3 protein-coding genes are annotated in these 2,817 nt (G+C 46.4%); 1 reads left to right on the forward strand and 2 read right to left on the reverse strand.

Annotation, left to right across the window (positions count from 1 at the left end):
- Nucleotides 1-552: helix-turn-helix domain-containing protein (locus tag V7Z69_RS09695; protein WP_334139782.1), on the reverse strand; the 552-nt coding region annotated here is incomplete at its 3' end.
- Nucleotides 553-723: 171 nt separating this feature from the next.
- Between V7Z69_RS09695 and V7Z69_RS09700 the strand changes: the two genes are divergently transcribed.
- Nucleotides 724-1,860: a YkvI family membrane protein gene (locus V7Z69_RS09700; RefSeq protein WP_334139783.1), complete on the forward strand. Its 1,137-nt coding sequence runs from the start codon at nucleotides 724-726 to the stop codon at nucleotides 1,858-1,860.
- Nucleotides 1,861-1,928: 68 nt separating this feature from the next.
- Here V7Z69_RS09700 and V7Z69_RS09705 read toward each other — a convergent pair.
- On the reverse strand, nucleotides 1,929-2,817 hold an 889-nt coding region (locus V7Z69_RS09705), incomplete at its 5' end, for a pyridoxal phosphate-dependent aminotransferase (RefSeq protein WP_334139784.1).

Below are 2,817 nucleotides of genomic sequence, written 5' to 3' on the forward strand. Positions count from 1 at the left end.
CAGATACCCCAATAAATCTTCATTGGGCCTGAAATAAAGGCCCAAAACCTTCCCTGTGGCATCATCTATGGCTCCATGAAGACACAACTTGGAACATCTTCCCTCAAGCCAGTCATGGGGACTGGCATCGCACTGTACTAGCATGCCCTCCATAGGCATGCGCTTCCTGGAGCGCCTCCGCCTCGAAGCCTTATGAGTGTGTTTGTTGGGTATTGAGGCCTCTTTGAGAATGCGACCTATCGTCTTGGCCGACACAAATATCCCATCGTGCTCCCTCATCAGCTCTGACATGTGTTGGTAACTGGCTCCAACGTATTTACCCACTGCAAAACCTACTATGGCCTCTTTTACCTCTTTGGACGTAGCATGTTTAGGCTTCCTACCCCTGTTACCATGCGCCAACGCTGCTATACCTCTTTCCTTCACCCCTGCCTTCAGCCTTTTTATTTGACGCTCACTCAACCCTAATACACACGACGCTTCCTTCACCGTCACCCTGCCATCCAATAACTGCTCTACAACATATGCCCGCCTGGATTCCTTCTCATTCAAATATACGTCACCCCTGCTCATGGGGACATTTTCTCTGTCCCCTTACAGGGTGACAATATCACTGTCCGGTAACATAACACTTATTTTGTATACTTGACAAGTTTAATTTTGCGTTCTACCATATGCTTTAATTTAAAAATAGAAATAGATAGAAGGAGAGGTGTTTTATTCGTGGCTGAGAAAAAAGAACAAGGGGTTTTATCTTTCTTCATGAACTATAGTTGGTATCGGAAGTATCTACTTCCTGGTTTTGTCGCTCAATCAGTAATAATTGCAGGAGGGTATGGTACAGGACGAGAATTAGTCGAGTATTTTCTCCAGTACGGACCCACTGGGGGCTTGATGGGCATGGGGCTCACAACAATTCTATGGGCTGCCCTTTTTGCTTTAAGCTTTGAGTTTGCACGAGCCTTCAAGGCCTACGATTATCGTACCTTTTTCGAGAAACTTATAGGCCCAGGCTGGATAGCATATGAAGCTGCTTTTATTGTTCTCCTTTTCCTTATCATGGGAGTCATAGGAGCAGCCTCTGGAAGTATCCTCAGAGACTCCTTTGGCCTTCCGCCGATTGTCGGTTCTGGTCTGTTTCTCATTTTCGTAGCCTACCTCACCTACAGCGGCAGCAAGGCTATTGAGGTTGCTTTATCATGGTGGTCTTACGTTCTTTACGCTGTCTACATCATATTTCTCTATTTCGGGTTTACCCGCTTCGGAGGAGTCATTGCCTCAAACTTTTCTGCCGGTGTGGTAAACCCCGGATGGGCAATGGGAGGGTTTAAATACGCCTTCTATAATATCGCTATTGTTTCCACCGTACTGTTCACCTTGAATTACTTAGAGACCCGTAAGGAAGCTATCATCTCTGGCATAATAGCCGCTATAATCTGCATCCTGCCAGCGTTTTTATTCTACATTGTAATGGCTGGCTTTTATCCTGAAGCTCTTAGCATGGAGGTCCCAGCCACTGGTGCCATTGCAAAATTAGGAGTTCGATTCCTCCTACCTATCTGGCTAATCGTCCTTTTCGGAACAATGATAGAGACAGGAGTAGGATTCTTCCACTCTATCAATGAGCGAATCAATGCCACGCTCATCAAAAAGAGAGGTAAGGGCATGAGCAACACAGCTCGAGGCATCGTGGGAGCAACCTTGGCCCTTATAGGACTAGCTATTTCGAAGTTCGGCCTTATAGGCCTTATAGCTCAAGGTTACGGCACTATAAGCTGGGTGTTCTTTATATTGCAGGGCGTAGCGCTCTTTACCATAGGCATATACAAGCTATACAAACTGTCTAAAACAAAATCATAAATTTATCATCTATTGTATATAGCACAAATAAAAAAGGGCCTTCCCTGATTTAGAGAAGGCCCTTTAATTTAGGCCATTTTGAACCTTTCGAGAAAAACTTCCAGTTTGTCTGGGGATGGAACCCTAAGTCGAGCCGACCTATCGTCTAAATCAAAATAGCCACTCCCAGCTTCACAGGCGATCCCCACATCAGCCAGACGCTGAACTAGGTTCCTCGCCCCCTGCGAGAGTAGGAATATAGGAACTCGTTGATCTGTGTCCGCCACCGACCAGCCTTGCTTTTGTGAGACCAACTCTAAAACTCTAGGTTTTGCTTCTTTCACATAAGCCCGCACCTTCTCCAAAGTTTCCACATCTTTCAAAACTTCCAAGGCTAAGCAAGCATCCAAGGTTCCAATGACAAAGGGAGGCTGAACCTTCCTGTAAAGAGCCACAAGATCAGGATCACGACATATGGCATACCCAACGCGAATCCCCGCTGCTCCAAGCCCCTTAGAAAAGGAACGACAAACAACCAAGTTTGGGAAATCCAGTACAGCGGCCGATTCTTCATCAGGCAAAAAATCTCCGTAGGCCTCGTCGCAAATCACCCAGGTCCCAACTTTCATGGCAAAGTCAACAATATCCTTAACTGTATCCAGGGGAAGGACCTGGCCTGTCGGGTTGTGAGGCCGATCAATGTACAGAACGTCAGGCTTGGCCTTCAAGGCCTCTAAAAGAGCCCTCTTATCTATGGCATATCTGGGAGGCTCAAGTTTCACCGGCTTATACAAAGCTCCACAATACAAAGCCTGCAAAGCCGTATCGGTAAACTGAGGAGAAACACCTAACATAACCGAACCTGGACGAAGCAAAACTCTAAAGAGGCTCACTAAAACCCCAATAGAGCCTCCACCCACCAGTACTTCCTCTGGAGAAATTTTCCAAGAGCTGTGGGCCTTTACAATCCCCACCTTT

The sequence above is a fragment of the Thermovirga lienii genome (assembly GCF_036847465.1).
In the GTDB taxonomy this organism is placed as follows: Bacteria; Synergistota; Synergistia; order Synergistales; family Thermovirgaceae; genus Thermovirga; species Thermovirga lienii.